This is a genomic window from Haloarcula sp. DT43 (genome assembly GCF_037078405.1).
Classification (GTDB): domain Archaea; phylum Halobacteriota; class Halobacteria; order Halobacteriales; family Haloarculaceae; genus Haloarcula; species Haloarcula brevis.
Window position 1 is genome coordinate 470835 of the sequence record NZ_JAYMGZ010000003.1, and the last position, 22319, is coordinate 493153.

Sequence of the window (22319 nt, forward strand, 5' to 3'; positions counted from 1 at the left end):
CCTTCATTATCGAGCGCAAGCAATCGAACCAACACAGTCTTGAGTAGCCACTGAACAGACCCGTACACGAATGGCCAACCGTGACACGTGGATATCGAACCTCGGCTTCGTGCTGGCCGCCGTCGGCGGCGCGGCGGGCCTCGGAAACATCTGGCGGTTCCCGTGGCTGACCGCCGGGAACGGCGGGAGCGCGTTTCTCGTCGTCTACCTGCTCGTCGTCGTCGGCATCGGCGTCCCGGGACTGCTCGCCGAGTTCGTCCTCGGACGCTGTGGCCGGCAGACGCCGACCGCGGCGCTTCGCTCGCTCACCGGCTCCCGATGGGGGGGCTGGCTGGGCGCGTTCAACGTCCTCACGACCCTCGTCATCCTCTCGTTTTACTCCGTCGTCGGCGGCTGGATACTCCGGTACACGCTGGTCTCGCCGGTCGGTGTGTACTTCGGCCAGCCACAGCAGTACTTCGGGGCCGTCAGCTTCGGCTTCGGGGCGGTCGCCTTCCACCTGCTGTTTCTCGGCATCGTCGCCGGCATCGTCTTCTTCGGCGTGAGCCGCGGCATCGAACGCGTCTCGAAGGTGATGCTCCCGGGCGTCGTGGTAATTCTGCTCGGACTCGCGGTGTGGACGGCCACCCAGCCGGGGACGGCCGCCGGCTACGCGTTCTACCTCGGGTTCGACGCCGACTACCTCGCCGCCAACTTCCTGCGCGTCATCGGCCCGGCGGCGGGTCAGGCGCTGTTCACGCTCTCGCTCGGCGCTGGGGTGATGCTGACCTACGCCTCCTATCTCGACGACGACGCCTCGCTCCCGCGGGACACACTCGTCATCGCGGTTTCGAACACCGTCATCGGCGTCCTCGCCGGCTTGGTGGTCATCCCGCTGCTGTTCTCGCAGGGCGTCGACCCCGGGCAGGGCGGCCCCGGCGCGCTGTTCGTCGCGCTCGCGACGGCGTTTGCGGCGCTGCCGGGCGGTGAACTCGTCGCCACGGCGTTTTTCCTGACCGTCCTGCTGGCTGCGGTCACCAGCGGCATCAGCCTGCTCGAGACGCCGGTCGCCACCCTCGTGGACAGCTTCGGCGTCCAGCGACGCTGGGCAACGGTGCTGGTCACGGTTCTGCTCGGGGCCACCGGGAGCGGGCTGGCACTCACGAGTTCGGTCTTCCAGTTCGTCTCCGGCACGCTCGCGGACCTCCTGCTGACGGTCGGGCTGTTCGCGTTCACCGTCATCGTGGGCTGGCTGCTTCGCGGGGAGGCGCTCGCCGAGTTCCGCGCTGGAACCGACCGCTTCGAGTGGCTGGCCGAGCCGTGGCTCCTGACGGTCGGCTGGGTGCTGCCCGTCGTCGTCCTCTTCCTGCTGACGAACACGCTCGCGTCGCTCGCCGGGATGTCCCTGGGGCTGGGCGGCCGGGCGCTCATCGCCGTCGTCGGGACCGTCGCCCTGGCTCTCGCGGTCAGGAACGGACGCGTGAGCGAGCGGCTGAGTTCGTATTAGTCCCCCTTGCCGAATCTCAACCCTGGATTTCTCACCCTATATACGTCGATATTGCGGTTCAGTAGCCGTGGGCGGGTGATGAATGGTGAAAATATGTACATTTCGGGCACAGATAGTCCGAGAAGATCCATATATGGTTTAAAAACCAAGAATTTAAAAACATATACCGAGAATTGAATTCAGAACCTAGAGGTACGCCTGTCGATACGCAGCACTGTCGTCTCGGACCGAACTCCGGCAAAACAGCGCGATGGTGATGCCCACGGCAGCGAACGGTCTCAGTAGTTGCCCGTCGTGACGATTGGGGGTGCGTCGTGTGGGCCGTACGGGGCGTCGTCGAGGTACTCCCCCGCCGGTTCGAAGTAGTCCGCGAGCGACGCGGCCGCCTCCTTCCGCAGGACCGTCGCGGGGTTCTCGCCCTGGAGATATTCGAGGGCCGTCCCGGCGGCTTCGAGGTTGTACTCGGCGGCGCGCTCCCGGCGGGCCGCGTAGAGTTCGACTTCGTCGCGCGCGACGGCGTCATGCTGTGCGTGGTACGCCACGGTGATGGCCGACGCCGCCTCGTCGGCGTCGGCGACGCCCGAGTTCATCCCGCGGGCACCGAACGGCGCGAGCAGGTGGGCGGCCTCGCCAGCCAGCAGCACGCGCCGGTGGTCGTCGACGAAGGTGTCGGCCATGACCTGCAGGAACTTGTAGCTGGACACCCAGGAGACGTTGTCGGCGTACTGCTCGCCCATTATCTCCGAGACGAACTCCTGCATCTTCTCGTCGGTAACCAGTTCGTCCGGGTCGTCGTCGTCGATGCACTGGATGTCGAGCCGCCAGCCGCCGGTGAACGGGACCAGCATGACGTTGCGCCCGCCGGCTCGGGGGTCGTCGTAGTGGAACAGCCGTTCGAGGGGCCACTGCTCGTCCTCGTCGTCGATTTCGTCGACGTCGGCGATGATAAAGGAGTTCTCCGACTGGTCGCCCTCGAACTCGGCCCCGATTTCGTCCCGGACCGTCGAGCCGCCGCCGTCTGCTCCGACGAGGTACGGCGTCTCCCACTCGCGGCCGTCCGACGTTTCGACGGTGACGCCGTCGGGACCGGACTCGACTGTCTCCACCGCGCAGTCCCAGTGGATGTCGATGCCGGCCTCGTCGATGGCCTCGTGCATGTACTCCTCCGTCCGGGCCTGCGGGATACTGGTGAAGTGGGGGAACTTCCCGTCGCCGCCGGGGTTGTCGTAGGTCCGGCTGAACACTTCCTTGCCCCGCCAGCAGGTCCGCCGGGTCGGCCAGACCAGGCCGTCCTCCACGAGGTCCTCGCCGAGCCCCGGATGGGCGCGCTCCAGCGTGTGCAGCGTCGAGCCGTGAACGTAAATCGCTCGACTCCCCGACCGGTCGCGGTCCGCCGACTCGGCTTCAAGAATCGTCGCGGGGACGCCCCGTGCGTTCAGCGCGAGCGCAGTCGTCATCCCGACCGGCCCCGCACCCGCAATCAGCACTGGTCGTTCCGCGTCAGTAGTGCTCATGGTGTCTACTCTGTGGTTACGACACGACCATCATAATTATTGTGGTTGTGTCCCGGAAAATCGGCGTCTCGGACCCGCTACGACCGGATATTGATGCAACTACGACCGACCGAGCGCGCTCGCGGATTCGCCTTACAGGCCCAGTTGCGTCTCGACCCAGTGGTCGCGGGCGGCGAACACCATCTCCTCCTCGTCCCCGAACGCCGTCGTCTCGGCGACAAACTCGTCCCACGTCCCGTCGGGCACCAGTTCGAGTTCGGCCGCCGACTCGGCCTCGGACGGGCTGGCCGCGACCATCTCGTCGAAAGACGCGAAGTCGGTGAACTCCCGCATGAACGCCTCGTCGAAGATGTCCGTAATCGGAATCTCCTCGTGCTCGCCGACGATGTCGCGCGGGTGCGGGAGGTCCTCTGCCTCGGCAGCCGCTTCTGCCAGGTCGCTTGTCTGAACCATACAGACAATGATGACTAATACCTTGTAAACGTTTCTGGTAGCCGGCGTAGGGCCGGGTCCTTCGGAACGTCGCTCGGTATCACTCCCGCGCGTGGCCGGGCAGACGGCGTCTCAGCGTGAGGTTTCGGCCAGGACGGACGCGGCGTACGCGCCGCGCTCGGGCGTGTCGAACGTCGCAATCCCGCTGTCCTCCATCCGCTGTCGGTCCTCGGCCAGCGCCTCGCTGGGGCCGGCGACGGTGAACACGACCGGCTTGTCCACCTCGTTCGTGAGCCCTTCGAGTTCCTCGACCGGGTAGCCCAGCGAGTGCTCGAATATCTCGTAGACGAGGACGATGTCGACGTTCTCGTCGCGCCCGACGGCGTCGACGACCTCGCCGAACTCCGGCATCGGACGGCCCGTGTCTATCGGGTTCTGGTCGTACGTGAACCCGAGCAGGAGGTCGTCGAGCCGCTCGCGGGTCTCCGCGCTCAGCTCAGGGAAGTTCACGTTCCGGTCTTTGAGGTAGTCGGCCATCATGATGCCCGGGCCGGCCTGTGCTGTGACGAGCCCGACGTTGGGACCGCTCGCCTCGGGACACGTCGCCAGGGCCCGGCTCGCGTCGAGCAGTTCGGTCAGCGAATCTGCCGTGACGGCCCCCGCGTCGGTAAGCGCCTGTTCGTATCGTTCGCCCGACTGCACCGGCGCGCCGGTGTGTGACTGGACGAACTCCTCGGCCCGGTTCCCGGACTTCAGCGCGACCACGGGAGTGCTCGCCTCGTCGATGGCCTGCACGGCCGCGTCGAACTCCTCGGTGCCCTCGATGTGCAGCGCCATCGCGCCGGTCTCCGGGTCGTCGTCGACGGCCGGGATGACGTCGCCGAAGTCCGTGTTGACGCGGTTCCCGAGCCCGTACATCCCCGCGGTCCCGTACCCTTCCCTGTCCAGCTGGAACGTGGCGGTCACCCCCACGCCACCGCTCTGTGCGACGACCGCCACGTCGCCCGTCTCTATCTCGTCGAACCCCGGCACGAAGGAGCTGAACACGGAGCGGTGCGGGATGATGTGGCCGGCCGTGTTCGGCCCGAGAATGGCGATGTCGTACTCCGCCGCCGTCTCGCGTATCCGCTCCTGGAGCTGTTCGCCCTGTGCCCCGGATTCGGCGAAGCCGCCGGCGAAGACGACGGCACCGCCGACGCCGGCCTCGCCGCAGTCCTCGATGACGTCGGGAGTCGCGGGCGCGGGGACACAGCACAGCGCGAGGTCGGCGTCGGTGGTCGCCACGGAGTCGACGAACTCGTAGCCGTAGACCGACCCCTCCCCCGAGGGGTTGACCGGGTACACCGGCCCGTCGAACTCCTTCGCGTTCGCCATCGCGTCGTTGCCGAGCTTCCCCGGCGTCTTCGAGGCACCGATGACTGCGATACTGTCAGGGTCGAACAGGTCTGTCAGGCTCACGACTGTCCTTCACGTGAGCCCTGAATATAATTTTCGAATATCGGGGTCAGCCGCGGGGCCTCGTGCCGTCCACACCACGTCGGGTTTTTATCTATCCGCCGCTTGCGGTCCTGTATGCGATTCTACGACGATATTTCGGTCGGGGACGTTCGACACTCCGAGGAATACACCGTTTCGAAATCCGAGATTACGACCTTCGGTGAGAAGTACGACCCACAGCCGTTCCACATCGACGAGGACGCCGCCGAGGACTCCGTGTTCGGCGGGCTGGTCGCCTCGGGGTGGCAGACCGCCGCCATCTGCATGCGCCTCCACGTCCAGAGCAGCGAGGACACGGCGGCCCAGGTGGGCGTCGGCGTCGACAACCTCCGGTGGCACCAGCCCCTCCGGCCGGGCGAGACGCTCCGACTGCGCAACGAAGTCATCGACAAGCGCCCCTCCGAGAGCGACCCGGGCCGCGGGTTCGTCACCACCCGCCACGAGGGGCGGAACCAGGACGACGAACTGGTCATCTCCTACGAGGCCACGGCCATGGTCCGGCGCGCTCCAGCGGAGTAACGGCAGTCGTCAGCGTTACCTGTATGCAACGGTTTAAGACGGTTGAATAACCTTCTCTCCAGATATGTCCGGACCCACCTCAGAGACGGCGTCGCTGGCCCCGGAGCCGGGCGAGCCACGCGACGAGACCGAACGACTCCGCGCGGAGCGCGACCACTGGCGGCACCTCTTCGACCAGCTCGTCGCGCTGTTTCCCGAACCTGTCATCGTCGTCGACGACGGCGGTCGCCTGACTCACTGGAACGAGGAGCAGGCGGCGTTCATCGGCGTCGACCCGGAGACGGCGCTCGGCCGGCCGGCCCACGAGGTCGTCGGGACCGAGGCAGTGACGGAGACGCTGGCGGAGGAAGTCGCACGCACGGGCGAGACCGTCAGGGAGGCCGATGTCCGGTCGGGCACGCACGACGACGGGACGGAGTGGCACGTCCGCGCGACCGGGGTCCCGCTCGTCGCGCCGGACGGGGACGTCGTCGGGTCCTTCGAGTACGTCAGCCGCGTCACCGACCTCGTCGAACAGCGCCGGTCGATGGAGCAGGTCCAGCAGAAGGTCAGCGAGGAGATAGAGACCGCCGTCGCGGACCTCGAATCGGCGGCCGAGCAGGTGACCGACAACGCGGAGGAAATCGCCGACATCGCCGAGGCGGAGGCCGGCAACGTCGGCGACGTCGACCAGGAGATACAGACGCTGAGCGCGGCCACCGAGGAGGTCGCATCGAGCGTCGAGACCATCAGCGCCCAGAGCGACGAGACGGAGGCCCTGGCCGAGGAGTCGGAGGGTGCGACTCGCGACCTCCTCGACACCGTCGAGGCCGTCACGGACGCGAGCGAGCGGATGGCCGGCGACGCGACCGAACTGGCCGACCGTATCGAGGAGATAGACGACGTGGTCGCGACAATCGACGACCTGGCCGAGCAGATAAACATGCTGGCGCTCAACGCCTCTATCGAAGCCGCCCGGGCCGGCGAGGCCGGCGAGGGGTTCGCCGTCGTCGCCGAGGAGGTCAAGAACCTTGCCGGCGAGTCCCAGGCGGAGGCCGACCGAATCGAGCGGCTGATAGACTCGGTCTCGGAAATCGCGGCCGAGACCGTCGACAGCGTGGCAGCGACGGCGGAGATGGTCGCGGACATCGAGTCGGAGATTCGGGCGGTAAACGGGAACCAACAGCGCATCCAGGAGTCCATCACCGACATCTCGACCCAGCTGACGCAGATAGCCGACGCGACCGACGACCAGTCGAAAAGCGCCGAGGAGATGGCGGCTCTGCTGGATACGACGGTCGAGGGCGTCGAACGGGTGGCCGACGAGGTGGCCGAACTGGCGGCCGCGAACCAGCGCCAGACGACGCAGCTGGCTCAGATACGGGAGAGCGTCGAATCGCTGGAGCACAACCTGGACGAGGCTATCGACGCCCGCTGAGGCTCACTCGTCTTCGCTCCCACAGACCAGTACCGGGCAGTGGGTCCCGAGAATCACGTCCTGTGTGACGCTGCCGAACAGGGCCTTGCCCGCGGGGGTCCGCTTGCGGCCGCCGACGCATATCTGGTCGACGTCGTACTCCTCCGCGTACCTGAGAATCTCGCCTGCGGGGTCCCCGCTGGATTCGAGGAGTTCGACCGTCACGCCGGCCGCCTCCAGCCGGTCTTTGGTCTCCCTGACCGCTTCGACCTGCTTGACCGACGCGCCTTCGGGGTTGTCGTCGAACACGTGGAGCAGATACGCCTCGGCCCCGTCGGCCGTCTCGACCATGTTTTCGACGGCGGTTATCTGTGCGCGTGCCTGTGCCAGGTCGTCGTCGAGCGCGAGTAGCAACCGTACCATACCCCACCATTCACGGCAGGGCTTGTTATATCCTCTGTGTGTTCTCACCCGGTGACGTTCGCGGTACCTATTAACTGTCTGGGAATACTGTGTGTTCTCATGGACCAGGAACGCGAGTGGGCCTGTCACGGGTGGGACAACAGCGAGTGTGCCGGGACCCCCCTCTGTCCCCCGCGGTGTCCGCGGTTCAGCGACCGCGAGTCCGTCCAGGGCATCGTGCGGCCACACAGCGCCGCCGACACCGAGGCACTCGTCGAGATGTACCTCGCTCTCGACCCGGCGGACAGGACGATGGGGTTGCCACCCACCACCGAGTCCCGGCTCAGGGACTGGCTCGGCCGGTTCATCGACGACGGCTGGAGCCTCGTCGTGGAGCTGGACGCATCAATCGTCGGCCACGCCGGCGTGACGCCTGCGGACGACGCCGAGCCACATCTGGTCGTGTTCGTCGCCGGCGACGCCCGGGGTCGGGGTATCGGGTCGGAACTGCTCCGCCACCTCGTCGCTCACGCGGCCGACAGCGGGCACGACGCGCTCACGCTGACCGTCGCCGCCGACAACGACCCGGCGGTGACGGTGTACGACAACCTCGGGTTCGATGTCGTCGAACAGATGCGGGGCGAACTGGAAATGCGCCTCTCCCTGTCGGACCCAGTGGTGAACCGCGTCCAGCGCCCGCCGGCGGAGCGAGGCGACTGAGCGCGTCCGGTCTGGGAGAGCCGTTTGTAGCGCGGACCTGTTCGATGAGAGCGAACAGCTTCGCGGCGTCCGGCCACCCACGTTTTAGTTCCCGGGCCGCGGTTGCATTCGTATGCAACGGGCAACCCCACACGGAACCCCACAGGTCGCGGAAGAGGCATTCGTCTCGGAGATGGCGTACGTCGTCGGTGACGTCACGGTCGACACGCGGGCGAGCCTCTGGCCGTTCGTCTGTCTGCGGGGCGACCACGGGCCGGTCACCGTCGGCAGCGAGACGAACGTCCAGGAGTTCGCCATGCTCCACGGGGCGACCCTCGGCGACGAGGTGACGGTCGGCCACGGCGCGGTCGTCGATTACGCCGATGTCCACAGCCACTCGCTGGTCGGCATGGGCAGCGCGGTGATGGGCGGTGCGACGGTCGAGTCGAACTGCATCGTGGCGGCCAACGCCGTCGTTCGGCAGGGGCAACGCGTTCCCGAGGGTCACATGGCCTACGGCGTCCCCGCGGAGACGCGGCCGCTCAGCGACGCGCAGGTCGAACAAATCAGCGACACTCACGAGAACTACGTGGAACTCGCGGCCACGTACCGCGACACCCCGGCCGACGCGACCGACGACGACTGAGGCGACTGCCGTGGAATAACAATGGTACATGTGTTACGAAAATCTGTAGTGAACGATTGTGGCCGATTCGATGCTGTCGAACAGTTCGAGTCCCGCCGTGTTGTCACCTCGTCCACAATGCTTAATTATGCAGTATCGCTTGCACAGTGTATGGGCCAGCACTCGAAAAGCGGAAACAGAATCAAATCGGACGAGACGCTGTTCGCCCTCATCGAATGCCTCCGGGAGTCAGACGGTGCCGGCGTGACGGAGCTGGCGGAACGGCTGGACATCGCCAAAAGCACCGTTCACGGCCACCTGACGACGATGCGCGACCACGGCTTCGTCGTCAAGCGCGGGTCGGAGTACCACCTCGGGCTGACGTTTTTCGACTACGGGCAGTACGTCAGGGGGCAACTGGGCATCTTCCGGTCCGGGATGCAGGCCGTCGACGAACTGGAGAAGGCCACCGGCGAGATGGCGTGGCTCATCACCCACGAGAACGGCAAGGCCATGTACGTCTACGGTCGGGGCGGGCAGAACGACATCGACATCAACACCATCCTCGGGACGTGGGCGTACATGCACTGCAACTCCGGCGGGAAGGCAATCCTCGCACATCTGCCCGAGGCGGAGATTCACGCCGTAGTCGACGAGCACGGCCTCCCCGCCCGGACGGAGAACACCATCACCACGCGGGAGGCACTGTTCGAGGAACTCGAACAGATACGCGAGCAGGGCTACGCCCTCAACCGCAGCGAGGACCTCAAGGGCGTCCACGCCATCGGCATCCCGCTGATGTTCGGCGGGGAGATACAGGGCGCGCTGAGTATCGCCGGCCCCGCCCACCGGCTCTCACAGGAGCGCTGTGAGGGGGAAGTGCTCGACCAGCTCCGGGCCGCGACCGACGAGATAGAGCTGAACCTGGCCTACCGTTGAGGCCAGGCGGCCCACCAGCCGCCACCCGCGACAGTCTCCGCCACAGAGCGCGACGAACAGGACGCCGACGAACGCGTAACTGAGCGCCATCTGTACTCTGACGGCCCAGCGCGGGGCCACGGCGGGCGTCACGACGGCACAGCCGGCGACCGGGAGAAGCGCCAGCGCCGCGAGACGGGGGAGGACGCGTCCGGCGATGGCCCCGACGACCACCAGCGCTGCGGCGGCGAAACAGCCGACCGCGACCCACGTGGCTCCGCCTTCACTGGCGACGACGGGGACGGTGCGTTTCCCGACCGACGCGTCGAAGTCGGCGTCGAGGCGGTCGAGGCCGACCTTGATGCCGGACAGCAGTGCCGCGACGCCGGCGGCGACTGCGAGCACGCCCCAGGTCAGCCCGCCGGCCTGCGCGGCGAACCCGCCACACAGCGTGACGGCGATGCCGAGCGCGTAGTCGACGGTGACCGGAACCGGGTGCCTGTCGAGGTACGGCGCGTGCAACAGGGCGAGACACAGCAGGGCCAGGACCGACGCGGCGGCGAGCACCCCGGCGGTAGCCGCCAGCGACGAGGCGAGCGCGAGCGCGACGGCGACGGCGGCGGCCGTCGCCCACCGATAGGCCGGCACCGAGAGCGGCGGCGTCTCCTCCCCGCGGACGTGGCCGTCCACGAACCCGTCGCGCAGGTGGGCGACGAACAGCGCCGTCCCGACGGCCCCCGCGTGCTGTGCCGCGATGCCGGCGCTGACACTCGGTGCGAGGGCCGCCCCGCAGACCGACGTGGCGACGACGGGGAGCATGAACACCGGTCGGACGTGCGCGAGCAGTCCGGCGACGCGTCGTGACATACCCGGGGTTCTCGGCCGACCCGGATAAGCCACACTGTCGCGGTCACACCGGCGTAACCAGAACTATTAATATTGCAGTTCAATTGGTAGACGGTACCGAAGCCACCATGAAACTCAGAGAGGCATTTGCCCGAACTGTCCGATGTTACCCCGACCAGCCGGCCGTCGTCACGGACGACGGGCGGACGGTCTCCTACGAGACACTCGACGAGCGAAGTACACGGCTCGCCAACGCTGTCCAGCGGCGGGTCGGCGACCGGCGGTGTGCCGTCCTCACCCTGAACGGCCTCCCGGCGGTCGAGTCGATGCTCGCCGGCAACAAGCGCGGCGTCGGGACCGTCCAGTTGTCCTACCGGGCGACGGCGGCGGAACTGGAGCGGATGGCGGAGACGGCCTCGGCCCGCGCGCTCGTGTTCGACGACGCCAACGCGGACACGGCGCTGGAGTTGCTCGACAGCGGCGGCTTCGAGGCGGCGATTCACGCCGGCGAGCGGTCGGTCGACCACGAACTCGTCGAGTCCTACGAGGCGGTCCTCGACGACGCCGCTGCGGACCTCGACCCCGCCCTGCCGGTTGGCGACGAGTGTGGCGTCCTCTACACGAGCGGGACGACTGACACGCCGAAGGCCGTCCCCTTCGACCAGGAGCAACTCTGGTACGGGGCCATCCAGGTCATCATGGAGCACGGCATCGACGAGACGGACACCGCGCTGTGTACGACGCCGTGGTACCACATGGTGACGACCGACGCCTGGCTCTATCCCCACTTCGTCGCCGGCGCGACGGTCGTGCTCCACACCACCTTCGACCCCACGGAGGCCCTGGAACTCATCGAGTCCCACGACGTGAGCGGCCTCCTCGCCGTCCCGACCCAGCTCAGAGCCATCAACGGCGTCCAGCAGGAGGCCGACTTCGACGTGGACTCGCTGGGGTACATCAGGACCGGCGGGTCCATCGTCACCGAGGACCTCGTCGCGGCGACCAGCGAGCACCTCACCGACCAGGTGTACAACACCTACGGGATGACCGAGGCCGGCCCCGACCTGACCTTCGCCCACCCGAGCACGCAGGCCGACCACCCCGGCACCATCGGCAAGGAGTCGTTCTCGTGGGAAATCCGCGTCGTCGAGACGGTACCCCTCGACGAGGACCCGGACCCCGAAGCGACCGTCGACGCCGGCGAGCGCGGCGAGATAATCGCCCGCGGTCCCGGGATGTCGACGGGGTACATCGACAACCCCGCGGCCGAGTCGAAGTCGTACTTCGACGGCTGGCTCCGCACCCGCGACGTGGCGACCGTCGACGAGGACGGCTACCTCTACATCGTCGACCGCGTGGACAACATGATAGTCAGCGGCGGCGAGAACGTCTACCCGGCCGAGGTCGAGGAGACGCTGGAGGCCCACCCCGACGTGGATGAGGTCTGTGTCTTCGGCCTCGACGACGACACGTGGGGCCAGGTCGTCACGGCCGTCGTCGTCACCGACGCCGACCTCACGGCCGAGGCCCTCGACACGTACTGCCTCGAAACGGAGGCGCTGGCGGACTTCAAGCGCCCGCGGGAGTACGCCGTCACCGCCGACCCGCTCCCGCGGTCGGACACGGGGACCGTCCTCAGAACGGACCTGGTCGTCGAACACTTCGAGGGCCGGTAGTCGCCGCTCAGAACAGGAGAGTGAAAACCGCAATCTGGACGGGCACGAGCAGGAGCAAGGTGGCGAGCGAGCAGACGCTGGCCATCTTCGTCAGCTCGACCGAGTCGACCACGTCCAGGCCGAGGATGGCGACCAGCACGGCCGACTGGTACGGGAAGAAGTAGGCGTTGAGTGCGACGGCTTCCGTCATCGCTACCGGGACCAGCGGAATCCCCGCGCTCGCGGCAAACGAGACCAGGACCGGCGTGAGGACGGAAGCCACCGCGAGCCCCTCCATCACGAGCGTCAGCGCCAGCGCCGCGACGACGACGACGACGAGCACCAGCGGGAGCGACGGGTCGGCCGGCAGCGTCGAGAGCAGGCGATTCGCCGCGAGGTCGGTGAAGGCCGTCTGCCGGAGGCCCTCGGCGATTGCGAAGATAGCGCCCAGGAAAAACAGGATAGAGAAGTCGGCGTCGCCGACGGCGTCGGGACCGACGACGCCGATTCGCGGGGCAAACGCCAGCAGCGTCACGACGACAGCCCCGAAAAGCGGGTGGAGGCCGTGGACGAAGTCGGTCGCCCAGATGACGACGCCCAGGAGGAGAAAGCCCAGCATCCGGCGCTCGCGGGCCGTCGTCGAGACGCCCCCGGTCCGGTCCGGCGTCGTCACGGCGTCCCGGTCGCGGGGGCGGTACAGCAGGTACGCGACGCAGACGATGAGCGCGACCCGGCCGACGCCCATGACCGGGCCGAGCCACAGCGCCCACTCGGTCCAGGTAATCGCCGGGCCGCCGCTGGACTCGACCAGCCCGGTGACGATGATGTTCGCCAGCGACCCGGTGAGGATGCCCGAGGACCCGTAGAAGGTCGCAAACAGCGGGCCGAGGAAGATGCCGACCGCCGCGCGCCGCTCCTCGAACAGCTCGCCGAGCGACTGCAGAATCGGCGCGAGGATGAGGACCCGTACGAGCGACGACGGGACCAGCACCGCCAGCGCGAGGCTGCCGAACGAGAGGACCACGAGCAGGTACCGGTAGGCCGCGACGGCGTCGGTCCCGACGGCCGCGGGCATCCGGTGGAGCGCCAGCCGTTCGACGAGGTCCGCGAGCCCGCTCTGTCGGGCGGCCTCGCCGATGAGGATGCCAACGACGACGAGCCACGTCGCCGGGGACTGGAACCCGGTCAGCGCGAGGCTGGTCGAGAACGTGACGCCGATGAGGCCCACGCCCAGCAGGGCGGTGAACCACGGCTTGACGGGTGCTCCGACCCAGAGCGCGATACAGAACAACGTGATGGCGAGCATCCGCGCCGCGCCGGTCGCGAGCGGCGCGTACCGGAGGACGGCTCCGGCCGCGAACACACCGACTGGAACCGAGAGCCACGAGGGGTCAATCCCCCGGAGGAGACCCGCCCGAGTCGCAGTTTCGTCCGACATTCTAGTTACCGAACACCATACCACCCATCACTATCAGCGTACCGATGCCGAAAGACGCTTGCCGGAAGCACACGACGCTCTAGACGAGATGCCGACAGAGATTGCTCCGGACGTGTACGACATCACGGTCAAGACGACGCCGGACGCCCGCTACCGGGTCTACCTGTTCGACGGCGAGACGCCGACGCTCGTGGACACTGGGTTCCAGGACACCGTCGATACCATCGCCGACGCGCTGGCGGGCCTCGGCGTCGTCCCCGAGCGCGTAATACTCACCCACGGCGACCCGGACCACATCGGCGGCCTCGACGGCCTCGCCCAGCGGTACGACCTCGACGTCTGGGTGCCCGAGGGGGTCGAGACCGACGCCGCCGTCGACCACCGCTACGGGCACGGCGACAGCGTCGGCCCGTTCCGTGCCGTACACGTCCCCGGCCACACGCCAACCCATCACGCGCTCGTCGACGAGGACCGCAGTGTCGCCGTGCTGGGCGACGCGGTGTTCGGTTCCGACGCGCGCGGGCTCCCAGCGGGCTATTTCGTCCTCCCGACGGCGTTCTTCTCGGCGGACGTGGCCGCCGCCGACGAACACCTCGACCGGCTGCTCGACTACGAGTTCGAAATCGGGCTGGTCTATCACGGCTCGAACGTCACCGAGGGCGCGAGCGAGAAACTGGCTGCGTTCGTCGACTTCGCCGGTAAACCGAGCTAGTCGCCGGTGACCGCGCTCGAGAGGTCCTTGTTGGCGTGCTCGCCGAGGTACGCCTCGATGACCTCGTCGTCGTTCTGAATCTCGGTGGGCGTCCCCTCGGCGATGAGCCGACCGTTGTTCAACACCATGACCCGCTCGCTGACGGTCATCAGCGCCCGCATGACGTGGTCGATGAGGAAGACCGTCTTGCCCTCGTCTTTGATGTCGCCGATGAGGTCGACGATGTCTTCGGTCTCCTCGGGGTCGAGCCCGCCGGCCACCTCGTCGAAGAGGACGAGGTCGGGGTCCGTCGCCAGCACGCGGGCGATTTCGAGGCGTTTGAGCTGGCCGACGCTCAGCTCCCCCGGCTTGTCGTACTGGAACTCCGTGAGGTCGACGAACTCCAGCATCTCGCGGGCACGACCGCGCACGTCGTCGAACTCGCTGCCGCCGAACTCAGCGCCGACGGCGACGTTTTCTAGCAGCGTCATGCTCTCGAACGGCCGGACAATTTGGTGTGTCTTTGCGAGCCCGCGGCGACAGATTTCGTGCGACGGCTTGCCGGTAATCTCCTCGCCGTCGAAAAACACCCGTCCCTCGGTCGGTTCGTGGACGCCGGTGACTGTTCGGAACAGCGTCGATTTGCCGGCCCCGTTCGGGCCGATGAGGCCGATGGCCTCGCCCCGCTCTACGGTGAACGAGACGTCGTCGATTGCGACGACACCGCCGAACTTCTTTGTCAGGTTCTGTCCTTCGAGTAGCGCCATTGCTCAAGCATATCCTATCCACTCTGATAAACCTACCCCTGTCACGTCCTGTCGAGGGAAAACGCTTTGAGCGAGTTCCGACAACTATGGGTCGTGACTCTCAGAGAGATGTTCGACCCGTCGGCCATCGCGGTCGTCGGAGCCTCGGCGACCGACGGCAAAATCGGCTACGAGGCGATGGCGAACGCGACGGCGTTCGACGGGCCGGTGTACCCGGTGAACCCATCCAGCGACGGGCGGCTGTTCGGTGCCCCGTTCGTGGATTCGGTGACAGATATCGACGACGACGTGGACCTCGCGCTGTGCTGTGTCCCCGCACCCGCGACCCCCGGCGTCATCGAAGATTGCGGCGAGGCCGGCGTCGGCGCGGCGGTCATCTACGCCGGCGGCTTCGCCGAGGCCGGCGACGAGGGCGAGCGGTTGCAACGCTCCGTCGTCGAGACGGCCGAGAAGTACGGCATCTCCCTGCTCGGGCCGAACACGAGCGGGTTCGTCGTCCCCGCGACGGACCTGCTGTGTTCCTTCGCCAGCGGCGCGGAGAAGCTCCCGGCCGGAAACACCGCCATCATCGCCCAGAGCGGCGGTATCGCGCACGTCCTCGCGTTCCAGTCCCGCAGACAGGGCCGGGGCGTCTCCGCGATGGTCGGCCTCGGCAACCGCGCCAACGTCGGGTTCACCGAGACCATCGAGTACTTCGACGGCGACGACCGGACCGACGCCATCGTCCTCCACGTCGAGGGCACCGACGACGGCCGCGGCCTGCTGGAGGCCTGCCGCGACAGCGACACGCCCGTGGTCGCGTACAAGGTCGGCCAGTCGGACGTGGGCGAGTTCGCCGAATCGCACACGGGCGCGCTCACCGGGGACCACGAACTGTACACCGCCGGGTTCGCCCAGTACGGCGTGCCGACGGTGACGGCGACCGACGAACTCCTGGACGCCGCCGCGGCGCTCGGGAACTCGCCCGCGCCGGACGGCCCCAACGTCGGCGTCGTCACTGCGCAGGCCGGCCCGGGCATCATCATCACCGACCGCCTCCAGCGCGCCGGTGCGCGCCTCCCGTCGCTGACCGCCGAGACCCGCGAGCGGGTCGACGAGATACTCCCGGGCGTCACCTACACGGGCAACCCGGTCGACACCGGCCGGCCGATGGCGGCGTTCGGCGACGTCGTGACGGCCGTCGCCGAGGACGCCGGCGTCGACGTCGTCCTGGTGTACGAACTGTTCGAACAGTCCGTCGGCTTCCCCGTCGACGCCCTGGACGGCCTCGCCGAGCGCGTCGGGAAGCCGGTCCTGTTCGCCACCGACGGCATCGAGGAGGACATGGCCGACGACGTGGCGGCGCTCGCGGCCGCGGACGTGCCGGTGTTCGACACCCCCGAGCGGGCCGCCGACGCCGCGGCCGTCCTGGCCCGCTACGGCGAGATGCGGGCCGCCGGGACCGACTCGGAGGTGGTTGCCCATGACTAACAGCCCCATCGCGGCCGCCCGCGCGGACGGCCGGCAGCGACTCACCGAGGCGGAGGGCAAGCGCCTGCTCGCGGACGCGGGCATCGAGACGCCGCCGTTCGCGCTCTGTGACACCGCCGAGGCGGCCGTCGAGGCGGCCGACGACATCGGCTATCCGGTCGTCGTGAAGGTGTCCGCGCCGTCGGTCACTCACAAGAGCGAGTGGGCCGACGGCGCGGGCGTGGCCGTCGGACTCGACTCGGCCGCGGCGGTCCGCGAGGCCGCCACCCGTATCTTCGACGCCGCGGCCGACCGGGCCGTGGAGGCCGAGGTACTCGTCGAGGCCGCGATGGACGTCGACGCCGGGACGGAGGTCATCGTCGGCGGGCTCCGGGACCCCTCCTTCGGCCCGGTCGTGCTGACGGGGCTTGGCGGGGTATTCACCGAGGTGTTCGAGGACACCAGCCACCGAATCGCGCCAATCGACGCGGCCGAGGCGCGCGCCGCCATCGAGGACCTGCAGGCCGCGCGCCTGCTGGAGGGGTATCGCGGGAGCGACCCCGCTGACGTGGCCGCGCTCGCAGAGGTGGTCGCCACCGTGGGTGACCTCGTGACCGACCACCCAATCGCCGAACTCGACGTCAACCCCGTTCTGGCGTCCGCCGACGGGGCCGTCGCGCTCGACGCGCTCGTGGTTCTCGACGGCGAGGCTGCCACGCCAGCCGGTGCCGAACCGGAGGGACAGCGATGAGCTACGAACGCGTCTGGACCGTTCGGTTCTCGGACAGCGACCCGTTCGGCATCGCCCACTACCCGCGCATCGTCGACGCGCTCCACGAGACCTCTGACATGTTCATGGAGGAAATCGGCTACCCGTTCTGGACCATCTCCCAGGACCACGGCTTCGGCCTGCCGCTGGTCGAAATCGACTTCGAGTTCGAGTCGCCCGTCGAGGCTGGCGACGAGGTGACCATCGCTCTCACGCCCGACGTCGGGACCCGGAGCGTCCGGTTCGACTACACGGCGACCTGCGACGGGCAGGTCGCGTTCGAGGGGTACGAACAGCGGGTGTGTGCCGAACACGGCGGCGGCGGGGCCATCGAGGTCCCCGAGGGCCTGCGCGACGCCATGGCGGCGTACGCCGACCAGTGAGTGGCCCCGGCGGAAACTATGCTTCGATAGTAACGAAGCGTTTTTACCGATTCCACAACGTCTTATTGGTATGGCGGAATTCGAGAACCCGTACGCCGAGGAAGACCCGTTCGTCGAAGCCCACTTCGACTGCCTGAACTGCGGCGGCAAACTGTGGGAGTACGCCATCCAGGGGTCGATGGTCTGTGAGGACTGTCGGTCGATGTACAAGTCGGCCGAAATATTCGACGCACAGGTCTGACCCGGCCGGCGACGGCGCTCCATCCGAGGTCCACAGCTGTAGCCGTACACCTCGAAAACGCTCGATAGAGCCCCCTCTCCGACTCGATTTCTCCACAAGTCCAATACACTTATGTTGGTGCTGTGGTAACATATTGGTAGACTATGTCCCAGCAAGAGGAGCAGGAGCAGGAGCAGGAGCTCGAGGACCAGCTCGAACTGAGCACAGACACGCGGGAGATTCTGGAGCGGCACAACCTCCGCCCGCTGTGGGAGGTCGAGGACGACTTCGGCAACACCATCGACGACCTCGAAGCCGACATCTGGAAGTGGGAGGACATCCAGGCCGCCATCGACGGCGTCGAGGCCGACGTCCCCATCGCGGACCTCCCGCCGGGCTTCCAGCGGCGGGTCGCCGTCCCCATCAACGCCTCGTTCGGGAACGCCATCTCCAACACCATCTACGTCGGCGTCCAGACCGTCTCGCCCGGTGAGACGGCCCCCTCCCACCGCCACGGCGCGAACGCGCTCCGGTTCACCATCGACGGCAGCGAGGACATGAAGACCGTCGTCGCGGGCGAGGAGTTCCCCATGGAGGACAACGACCTCATCACCACGCCACAGTGGGAGTGGCACGACCACGTCAACGACTCCGACGAGACGGCGGCCTGGCTGGACGTGCTGGACCTGCCGCTGGTGCTGGACTCGCTGAACGCCCGCAACACCTTCGAGAACCACGAACTCGAACGCCAGCCGGTCACGAAGACACAGGGGTACTGGGCCTCCCAGTACGGCCGCGGCCGCCCGAACGACGAGGCCAACGACGGGTCCATCCCGGGCCCGTTCCAGGGCATCCGCGAGGCGACGCCGCCCTACCGATTCAAGTGGTCGGAGATGGTCGAGTCGCTGCACCAGCGCGCCGACAACGACGAGCCGGACCCCTACGACGGCTACAGCCTCTCGTATGTCAACCCCGCCACCGGCTCGCCGCCGCTGTTCCCGACGATGTCGTTCCGCGCCCAGCTTCTGCAGGAGGCGACCGACGCCCACTTCCACAACGCCACGGAGGTGTTCTTCGTCGTCGAGGGCGAGGGCGCGACCCACGTCGACGGCGAGGCGCTCTCCTGGAGCGAGCGGGACATCTTCGTCGTCCCCCCGGACGCGACCCACCACCACGAACTGGACGGCGACGAGGCCATCCTCCTCGGGATGACCGACCGCCCGGTGTTCGAGGCGATGAACTTCTACGCGGAAGCCAGCCCCTCCTCGTAAGCCCGTCCCAGTGGGGCCGGTCCCCGGACCGCCACCGACCCACACAACAACGGGTATCTTTATAATCTATCATCGATATCTGCCTATACGGTATGGTTAACGACGATAGCCCAGTCACACGTCGCTCGTATCTCAAGGGAACCGCCGGTGCCGCTGTGACGGCCAGCCTCGCCGGGTGTGCCTTCGGCGGCGGTGGCGGCAGTGACGATACGCTCACAATCGCCGGGACGGTTCCCGAGACGGGGGCCTTCTCCTCGCTCGGACAGGACCTGCGGCGCGGGTACGAACTCGGACAGGCCCGGATGAACGAGCAACTCGACCGCGACGTCGAGCTTCTCCTCCAGGACGACGAGAGCGACGCCCAGACGCTCCGGCAGAACCTCCAGCAGATGACCAGTAACAACGACGTCAACATGATATGGGGAAGCTTCTCCAGTCTGCTGGTCACCGCCGGGAGCGCCTACGCGGAAAACCAGAACCTCCCGTTCCTGGGCATCGCCTTCGCCTACGAGGAACCTCACCGCAACGACAACTACGAGTGGACGTACGCACCGTTCCCGAAGTCCCGTGACGTCGCCCGCTCGACGCTCGGGACCCTGGAACTCATCCCGGAGAGCGAACGGCCCAGCCGCGTCGGCATCTGGGAGCCAAACTCCGGGTGGGGCAGAGAACAGGCCGAGTACTGGGAGACCCGGCTGGGCGAGGCCGGCTACGACATCGTCCTGCGGGAGACGTTCGAAATCGGCTCGCAGGACTTCTCGACGCTCATCAGCCAGTCCCAGAGCGCCGACGTCGAGGTGCTGCTGTCGAACCCGACGCCGGGCGGCGGCATCACGGCGGTCAACCAGATGCAGTCGAACAACTGGTCGCCGGACATGCTCAAGTTCGTCCGCGGGGCCGACCCGTCCGCGTGGTGGTCGGCCCTCGGCGACGCGGGCGCGTACGCGCTGATGTGTCCGGGCTGGGTCCCGGGCCTGACCGGCAACGGGAACCAGCAGCTCCGGGAGACCTACACGAGCGAGTACGAGACCGAGGGCCAGTACATGCCGGTCAACGTCGGCGGGTCCTACAACCTCACGCAGGTCGCGCTCCAGGCGGTCCAGGCCGCCGGCTCCATCGAGGCCGAGGCCATCCGGGACGCGCTCCGCAGCGAGACGTTCCAGACGGTCATCGGCGAGTTCGGCTTCGAGGACAACGGGCTCCCCGCGGAGGGCGAACTCACGGCCCCGACCGGTCAGTGGTGGGACGGAGCCCAGCGGCTCGCCTACCCGAACACCGGCTCCGAGCGCGCACTGGAATTCAGGTACCCCATCCCGCCGTGGAGTGAGCGGTAACTCCGACCATGGTTACGGGAGAACTCGTCTCACAGTCTATCGTCAACGGCCTGTTGCTGGGCGGTATCTACGCCGTCGCAGCCCTGGGCCTGTCGCTCGTGTTCGGCATTATGGACATCGTGAACCTCGCACACGGCCACATGCTGATGGTCGGCGCGTACGTCGCCATCCTGCTGTTCGCGGCGACCGGCATCACCCCACTTCTGGGCATGTTCCTCGCAATCGGGCTGCTGTTCGCCCTCGGCATCGTCCTGCAGAAGGTGCTGTTGAAACACGTCGTCGGCGAGGGCATCGAACAGCCCATCATCGTCCTGTTCGGCCTGGCGCTGATACTGCAGAACATCGGCCAGCTGGTGCTGGGCGGGGACGCGCGGACCGCCGACCTCGGCATCCCCGGCAGCGGTATCGACCTCGGGTTCGTGTTCCTCTCCCTGCCGCGGACAGTGACGTTCGTCGTCGCGGTGTTGCTCATCGTCAGCACGTGGGCGTTCCTCCAGTACACGCGGACGGGACAGGCCATCCGGGCGACCGCACAGAACCGGACCGCGGCCAAGCACATGGGCATCGACACGGACCGCATCTACGTCATCACGCTGGGCATCGGGACGGCGCTGGCCGGCGCGGCCGGCGCGCTGCTGTCGATGCTGTTCCCGATTGACCCGTACATCGGGTGGTCGTACCTCCTGAAGGCGTTCGCTGTCGTCGTGCTGGGCGGCGTCGGCAGCATCCTCGGGACCCTCGTCGGCGGCGTCGTGCTGGGCGTCTCGGAGAACCTCGGCGCGCTGTACCTCGGCGGCGGCTACCGGAACGTCGTGAGCCTGCTCATCTTCCTCGGAGTGTTGTTGCTCAAGCCCGAGGGGCTGTTCGGGTCGGGAGGTGACGGCGAGTGAGCCTGCTCCAGCGCCACCCCGAGCAGTCGCTGCTCAGGAACCGCCGCCTGCAGGGTATCGTGGCGGCCGCCGTCGTCGTGCTCGCGCTCGTGCCGCTGACGACGACCGACTCGCTGACCGGCCTCATCCTGACCGGGCTGGTGTTCGTGATGCTCGGCGTCTCGTGGAACCTGCTCGCCGGCTACGCCGGCCAGATTTCCCTCGGGCACGCCGCGTTCTTCGGCATGGGCGCGTACGTCGCCGCGTGGCTGACGACCCCCGGCGCGGCGGGCTTCCCGGCCGCCATCCAGCTCCCGATTCTGGTCGCCGTCGTCGTCGGCGGCCTGGCCGCGGCGCTCATCGCGCTCGTCATCGGGCCGGTCATCTTCCGGCTGAGCGGCCACTACTTCGCCATCGGGACGCTCGCGCTGGCGGCGGTCATCGAACTCGTGATGCTCGACCAGCGCTCGCTGACCGGCGGGTCGACGGGGTACTACGTCCAGGGCGACCTCAGCGTCGGCGGCATCCTCTCTCACGGCGACGTGATGTTCTTCCTGACGCTCGTGGCGACGGTGGCCACGATTGCGGTCACGTACCGCATCATCGAGGGGTCCGGCGGCCTCGCCATGCAGGCCATCCACGACGACGAGGCCGCCGCCAGCAGTCTCGGCGTCAATCCACTGAAGTACAAGATGTACGCTTTCGTCGTCTCGTCGTTCTTCGCGGGGGTCGCGGGGGCGCTGTACGGCCACTACACGCTGTACATCAACCCCGCGTCCACGCTGGCGGTGACCTGGACCATCGACGCGCTGGTCGTCGTCATCCTCGGCGGGATGGGCACCTTCGCCGGGCCGGTCCTCGGTGCCGGGCTGTTCCTCCTGCTCGACACCGGCCTGGCGGCTATCGTCGGCAGCGTCGCGACGACTATCGAGGGGACGCTCATCATCCTCTTCATCATCTTCCTGCCACAGGGGCTGTACGGGCTGGCCGAGGACTACCTCATCACGGACGTGGCGGACTCCGAGGACCCACCGTCGGACACCGTCTCCGGCGACGAAGCGGTCGACACGGAGCCGGGCGTGACGCCCGACGAAGAGTAACCGTTCTTTAGCGTTTCTGTGCCCTCTCGAACGGGGGCC

At 67.6% G+C, this 22319-nt stretch carries 23 protein-coding genes; 16 read left to right on the top strand and 7 right to left on the bottom strand.

All coding sequences use genetic code 11. The annotated features are described in order from the left end of the window. Positions 1 to 70 precede the first annotated feature (70 nt). Positions 71 to 1486, top strand: a complete 1416-nt coding sequence (locus VI123_RS14025) for a sodium-dependent transporter (protein WP_336338687.1) — start codon at positions 71 to 73, stop codon at positions 1484 to 1486. Between the two features lie 278 nt (positions 1487 to 1764). On the opposite strand, the gene VI123_RS14030 is transcribed toward VI123_RS14025, so the two are convergent. The 3 genes from VI123_RS14030 to VI123_RS14040 form a co-directional block, all read right to left on the bottom strand. Next, entirely contained in the window at positions 1765 to 3000 is a 1236-nt protein-coding gene (locus VI123_RS14030) for an FAD-dependent monooxygenase (protein ID WP_336338688.1), read from the bottom strand. A gap of 132 nt (positions 3001 to 3132) precedes the next feature. Continuing rightward, the gene (locus VI123_RS14035) at positions 3133 to 3453 is read right to left on the bottom strand and encodes a hypothetical protein (protein ID WP_336338689.1); all 321 of its coding nucleotides are present in this window, start codon (positions 3451 to 3453) and stop codon (positions 3133 to 3135) included. A 111-nt stretch (positions 3454 to 3564) separates the two neighbouring features. Next, entirely contained in the window at positions 3565 to 4890 is a 1326-nt protein-coding gene (locus VI123_RS14040) for a CoA-binding protein (protein ID WP_336338690.1), read from the bottom strand. A gap of 114 nt (positions 4891 to 5004) precedes the next feature. Between VI123_RS14040 and VI123_RS14045 the strand changes: the two genes are divergently transcribed. Together VI123_RS14045 and VI123_RS14050 are read left to right on the top strand one after the other, a co-directional pair. Continuing rightward, positions 5005 to 5448, top strand: a complete 444-nt coding sequence (locus VI123_RS14045; protein WP_336338691.1) for a MaoC family dehydratase — start codon at positions 5005 to 5007, stop codon at positions 5446 to 5448. Positions 5449 to 5512: 64 nt separating this feature from the next. Then, the gene (locus tag VI123_RS14050; protein WP_336338692.1) at positions 5513 to 6865 is read left to right on the top strand and encodes a methyl-accepting chemotaxis protein; all 1353 of its coding nucleotides are present in this window, start codon (positions 5513 to 5515) and stop codon (positions 6863 to 6865) included. 3 nt (positions 6866 to 6868) lie between these two features. Here VI123_RS14050 and VI123_RS14055 read toward each other — a convergent pair whose 3' ends face one another. Beyond that, positions 6869 to 7267, bottom strand: coding sequence for a universal stress protein (locus VI123_RS14055; RefSeq protein ID WP_336338693.1), 399 nt, complete (start codon positions 7265 to 7267; stop codon positions 6869 to 6871). Positions 7268 to 7366: 99 nt separating this feature from the next. On the opposite strand from VI123_RS14055, the gene VI123_RS14060 reads away from it, so the two are divergent. The 3 genes from VI123_RS14060 to VI123_RS14070 all read left to right on the top strand — a co-directional run bounded on the left by VI123_RS14060 (position 7367) and on the right by VI123_RS14070 (position 9509). After that, the gene (locus tag VI123_RS14060; protein WP_336338694.1) at positions 7367 to 7966 is read left to right on the top strand and encodes a GNAT family N-acetyltransferase; all 600 of its coding nucleotides are present in this window, start codon (positions 7367 to 7369) and stop codon (positions 7964 to 7966) included. Between the two features lie 112 nt (positions 7967 to 8078). Then, positions 8079 to 8591: a gamma carbonic anhydrase family protein gene (locus VI123_RS14065; RefSeq protein WP_336338695.1), complete on the top strand. Its 513-nt coding sequence runs from the start codon at positions 8079 to 8081 to the stop codon at positions 8589 to 8591. Positions 8592 to 8741: 150 nt separating this feature from the next. Continuing rightward, positions 8742 to 9509 (top strand): IclR family transcriptional regulator, encoded by a 768-nt coding sequence (locus VI123_RS14070; RefSeq protein ID WP_336338696.1) that lies wholly within the window; start codon positions 8742 to 8744, stop codon positions 9507 to 9509. On the opposite strand, the gene VI123_RS14075 is transcribed toward VI123_RS14070, so the two are convergent. Further along, positions 9426 to 10355 (bottom strand): UbiA prenyltransferase family protein, encoded by a 930-nt coding sequence (locus VI123_RS14075; RefSeq protein WP_336338697.1) that lies wholly within the window; start codon positions 10353 to 10355, stop codon positions 9426 to 9428. The two genes, VI123_RS14070 and VI123_RS14075, sit on opposite strands and share 84 nt — an antisense overlap. A gap of 107 nt (positions 10356 to 10462) precedes the next feature. Between VI123_RS14075 and VI123_RS14080 the strand changes: the two genes are divergently transcribed. Then, a complete protein-coding gene (locus VI123_RS14080) occupies positions 10463 to 12010 on the top strand; it encodes a class I adenylate-forming enzyme family protein (protein WP_336338698.1) in 1548 nt (515 codons plus the stop codon). Positions 12011 to 12017: 7 nt separating this feature from the next. Here VI123_RS14080 and VI123_RS14085 read toward each other — a convergent pair whose 3' ends face one another. Then, complete coding sequence (locus VI123_RS14085; protein WP_336338699.1) at positions 12018 to 13427, bottom strand: SLC13 family permease; 1410 nt, start codon at positions 13425 to 13427, stop codon at positions 12018 to 12020. Between the two features lie 88 nt (positions 13428 to 13515). Between VI123_RS14085 and VI123_RS14090 the strand changes: the two genes are divergently transcribed. Continuing rightward, positions 13516 to 14139 (top strand): MBL fold metallo-hydrolase, encoded by a 624-nt coding sequence (locus tag VI123_RS14090; RefSeq protein WP_336338700.1) that lies wholly within the window; start codon positions 13516 to 13518, stop codon positions 14137 to 14139. Here VI123_RS14090 and VI123_RS14095 read toward each other — a convergent pair. Beyond that, positions 14136 to 14885, bottom strand: coding sequence for an ABC transporter ATP-binding protein (locus tag VI123_RS14095; protein ID WP_336338701.1), 750 nt, complete (start codon positions 14883 to 14885; stop codon positions 14136 to 14138). The genes VI123_RS14090 and VI123_RS14095 overlap by 4 nt on opposite strands. A 93-nt stretch (positions 14886 to 14978) precedes the next feature. On the opposite strand from VI123_RS14095, the gene VI123_RS14100 reads away from it, so the two are divergent. The 8 genes from VI123_RS14100 to VI123_RS14135 all read left to right on the top strand — a co-directional run bounded on the left by VI123_RS14100 (position 14979) and on the right by VI123_RS14135 (position 22280). Continuing rightward, a complete protein-coding gene (locus VI123_RS14100) occupies positions 14979 to 16355 on the top strand; it encodes a CoA-binding protein (protein ID WP_336338702.1) in 1377 nt (458 codons plus the stop codon). Beyond that, on the top strand, positions 16348 to 17085 hold the full coding sequence (locus VI123_RS14105; RefSeq protein WP_336338703.1) for an acetate--CoA ligase family protein: 738 nt from the start codon (positions 16348 to 16350) through the stop codon (positions 17083 to 17085). The genes VI123_RS14100 and VI123_RS14105 overlap by 8 nt, the downstream gene beginning before the upstream one ends. Then, entirely contained in the window at positions 17082 to 17486 is a 405-nt protein-coding gene (locus VI123_RS14110; RefSeq protein WP_336338704.1) for an acyl-CoA thioesterase, read from the top strand. The genes VI123_RS14105 and VI123_RS14110 overlap by 4 nt, the downstream gene beginning before the upstream one ends. A gap of 70 nt (positions 17487 to 17556) precedes the next feature. Continuing rightward, positions 17557 to 17727: a hypothetical protein gene (locus tag VI123_RS14115; protein ID WP_336338705.1), complete on the top strand. Its 171-nt coding sequence runs from the start codon at positions 17557 to 17559 to the stop codon at positions 17725 to 17727. Positions 17728 to 17870: 143 nt separating this feature from the next. Continuing rightward, positions 17871 to 18977 (top strand): cupin domain-containing protein, encoded by a 1107-nt coding sequence (locus VI123_RS14120; RefSeq protein WP_336338706.1) that lies wholly within the window; start codon positions 17871 to 17873, stop codon positions 18975 to 18977. A gap of 92 nt (positions 18978 to 19069) precedes the next feature. Next, positions 19070 to 20311 carry an ABC transporter substrate-binding protein gene (locus VI123_RS14125; RefSeq protein ID WP_336338707.1) on the top strand — a complete coding sequence of 414 codons (1242 nt, stop codon included), beginning with the start codon at positions 19070 to 19072 and terminating at the stop codon, positions 20309 to 20311. Positions 20312 to 20319: 8 nt separating this feature from the next. Next, positions 20320 to 21201 carry a branched-chain amino acid ABC transporter permease gene (locus VI123_RS14130; RefSeq protein WP_336338708.1) on the top strand — a complete coding sequence of 294 codons (882 nt, stop codon included), beginning with the start codon at positions 20320 to 20322 and terminating at the stop codon, positions 21199 to 21201. Continuing rightward, positions 21198 to 22280, top strand: a complete 1083-nt coding sequence (locus VI123_RS14135; RefSeq protein ID WP_336338709.1) for a branched-chain amino acid ABC transporter permease — start codon at positions 21198 to 21200, stop codon at positions 22278 to 22280. Before VI123_RS14130 ends, VI123_RS14135 begins: the two co-directional genes overlap by 4 nt. Positions 22281 to 22319 lie beyond the last annotated feature (39 nt).

Bases quoted from the DNA above. Each gene is read 5' to 3' on its own strand.
- VI123_RS14025 (WP_336338687.1), top strand. From the start codon at position 71: ATGGCCAACCGTGACACGTGGATATCGAACCTCGGCTTCGTGCTGGCC.
- VI123_RS14030 (WP_336338688.1), bottom strand. From the start codon at position 3,000: ATGAGCACTACTGACGCGGAACGACCAGTGCTGATTGCGGGTGCGGGG.
- VI123_RS14035 (WP_336338689.1), bottom strand. From the start codon at position 3,453: ATGGTTCAGACAAGCGACCTGGCAGAAGCGGCTGCCGAGGCAGAGGAC.
- VI123_RS14045 (WP_336338691.1), top strand. From the start codon at position 5,005: ATGCGATTCTACGACGATATTTCGGTCGGGGACGTTCGACACTCCGAG.
- VI123_RS14050 (WP_336338692.1), top strand. From the start codon at position 5,513: ATGTCCGGACCCACCTCAGAGACGGCGTCGCTGGCCCCGGAGCCGGGC.
- VI123_RS14055 (WP_336338693.1), bottom strand. From the start codon at position 7,267: ATGGTACGGTTGCTACTCGCGCTCGACGACGACCTGGCACAGGCACGC.
- VI123_RS14060 (WP_336338694.1), top strand. From the start codon at position 7,367: ATGGACCAGGAACGCGAGTGGGCCTGTCACGGGTGGGACAACAGCGAG.
- VI123_RS14065 (WP_336338695.1), top strand. From the start codon at position 8,079: ATGCAACGGGCAACCCCACACGGAACCCCACAGGTCGCGGAAGAGGCA.
- VI123_RS14070 (WP_336338696.1), top strand. From the start codon at position 8,742: ATGGGCCAGCACTCGAAAAGCGGAAACAGAATCAAATCGGACGAGACG.
- VI123_RS14075 (WP_336338697.1), bottom strand. From the start codon at position 10,355: ATGTCACGACGCGTCGCCGGACTGCTCGCGCACGTCCGACCGGTGTTC.
- VI123_RS14080 (WP_336338698.1), top strand. From the start codon at position 10,463: ATGAAACTCAGAGAGGCATTTGCCCGAACTGTCCGATGTTACCCCGAC.
- VI123_RS14085 (WP_336338699.1), bottom strand. From the start codon at position 13,427: ATGTCGGACGAAACTGCGACTCGGGCGGGTCTCCTCCGGGGGATTGAC.
- VI123_RS14090 (WP_336338700.1), top strand. From the start codon at position 13,516: ATGCCGACAGAGATTGCTCCGGACGTGTACGACATCACGGTCAAGACG.
- VI123_RS14095 (WP_336338701.1), bottom strand. From the start codon at position 14,885: ATGGCGCTACTCGAAGGACAGAACCTGACAAAGAAGTTCGGCGGTGTC.
- VI123_RS14105 (WP_336338703.1), top strand. From the start codon at position 16,348: ATGACTAACAGCCCCATCGCGGCCGCCCGCGCGGACGGCCGGCAGCGA.
- VI123_RS14110 (WP_336338704.1), top strand. From the start codon at position 17,082: ATGAGCTACGAACGCGTCTGGACCGTTCGGTTCTCGGACAGCGACCCG.
- VI123_RS14115 (WP_336338705.1), top strand. From the start codon at position 17,557: ATGGCGGAATTCGAGAACCCGTACGCCGAGGAAGACCCGTTCGTCGAA.
- VI123_RS14120 (WP_336338706.1), top strand. From the start codon at position 17,871: ATGTCCCAGCAAGAGGAGCAGGAGCAGGAGCAGGAGCTCGAGGACCAG.
- VI123_RS14125 (WP_336338707.1), top strand. From the start codon at position 19,070: ATGGTTAACGACGATAGCCCAGTCACACGTCGCTCGTATCTCAAGGGA.
- VI123_RS14130 (WP_336338708.1), top strand. From the start codon at position 20,320: ATGGTTACGGGAGAACTCGTCTCACAGTCTATCGTCAACGGCCTGTTG.